This is a genomic window from Bacillus sp. L75, from assembly GCF_003676355.1.
Classification (GTDB): domain Bacteria; phylum Bacillota; class Bacilli; order Bacillales; family Bacillaceae; genus Bacillus; species Bacillus velezensis.
The window spans coordinates 1-256 of record NZ_ML064983.1 but is presented as its reverse complement, the minus strand read 5'-3'; the positions used below and the strand labels follow the sequence as shown (position 1 = coordinate 256).

General features: G+C 46.9%; 2 tRNA genes. Both read left to right on the top strand.

The window, feature by feature from the left end:
* Positions 1–52 precede the first annotated feature (52 nt).
* Positions 53–128, top strand: a tRNA-Lys gene (locus D5S11_RS19795).
* Between the two features lie 10 nt (positions 129–138).
* Positions 139–222, top strand: a tRNA-Leu gene (locus D5S11_RS19790).
* Positions 223–256 lie beyond the last annotated feature (34 nt).

The window sequence follows — 256 nt, the reverse complement described above, 5'->3', positions numbered from 1 at the left end:
CTCTTGCCGGCACCACCTTTATATGTTATACTATATAAGTCTCTTGTAATAAGAGCCATTAGCTCAGTTGGTAGAGCATCTGACTTTTAATCAGAGGGTCGAAGGTTCGAGTCCTTCATGGCTCACCATGTTTTTCTTGCGGATGTGGCGGAATTGGCAGACGCGCTAGAATCAGGCTCTAGTGTCTTTACAGACGTGGGGGTTCAAGTCCCTTCATCCGCATTGCCAAACGCGGAAGTAGTTCAGTGGTAGAACA